Annotated in this window: 2 protein-coding genes and 1 tRNA gene; 2 read left to right on the top strand and 1 reads right to left on the bottom strand. The window is 58.3% G+C overall.

Annotation, left to right across the window (positions count from 1 at the left end; translation table 11 throughout):
- Positions 1-78 precede the first annotated feature (78 nt).
- The gene (locus F6Q13_RS18920) at positions 79-207 is read left to right on the top strand and encodes a hypothetical protein (RefSeq protein ID WP_293059786.1); all 129 of its coding nucleotides are present in this window, start codon (positions 79-81) and stop codon (positions 205-207) included.
- Between the two features lie 22 nt (positions 208-229).
- On the opposite strand, the gene F6Q13_RS18915 is transcribed toward F6Q13_RS18920, so the two are convergent.
- Complete coding sequence (locus tag F6Q13_RS18915; protein WP_293059783.1) at positions 230-403, bottom strand: hypothetical protein; 174 nt, start codon at positions 401-403, stop codon at positions 230-232.
- A 183-nt stretch (positions 404-586) separates the two neighbouring features.
- On the opposite strand from F6Q13_RS18915, the gene F6Q13_RS18910 reads away from it, so the two are divergent.
- A tRNA-OTHER gene (locus tag F6Q13_RS18910) sits at positions 587-684 on the top strand.
- The last annotated feature ends 9 nt before the right edge of the window (positions 685-693 follow it).

Below are 693 nucleotides of genomic sequence, written 5' to 3'. Positions count from 1 at the left end.
AAGGTCCAATGCATAACAGCCGTCTGCCCGTCCACGGCTGGTGAACACCTCTGATGTTCGATGCGAGGAAGGATAATCATGACGAGCATTGACGAACCTGACCCGGATGACCTGCCGCTGCTGTCCGACGCGATCCCGACCCGTGAGGAACTGGCCGAACTCGTCGGCGTTGACGCCGACGACATCGATGACGAGGACGACGACTAGACGGGCTCGGGCCGCGCTCTGGCTATGCCGGCTCGATGATGACGGATAGATGGTCGCGCCAGGCCCGTATGTCGTCTGTATCGAACAGGTCGGCCGGTGCATCATTCAGCGCTCGCTGCAGTTCGCTGAGGGCGGCGGAGTTGTTCTCCCAATCTCCGCCGAACCAGCGCAAGGACCGACTCGACAACTTGGTCACGCTCCGCGACGCTGAGGACCCTGTTCATGCATCTTTCCGTATTCTGACCCGCATGTTCATCGAGCATAGAGATGCCGTTTTGGAAGTTTGCTGGAGCCTCCGGCATGCATAGTGGGTCCGCAGTGGGTCCGCAGTAGATTCAGCAACCGTCATCGTTACCCAACACAATCAACGCGCTGACGTGCTGTTTTGCAACGCACCCATCATGGCTAACAATTACAAACGCGCAGGTTGTCTCGTTCGCATCGAGTAGGTCAGGGGTTCGAATCCCCTTAGCTCCACCGAGTTTG

It is taken from the genome of Mycobacterium sp. (assembly GCF_008709575.1).
In the GTDB taxonomy this organism is placed as follows: Bacteria; Actinomycetota; Actinomycetes; order Mycobacteriales; family Mycobacteriaceae; genus Mycobacterium.
This window is presented reverse-complemented; position numbering and strand designations above follow the sequence as displayed.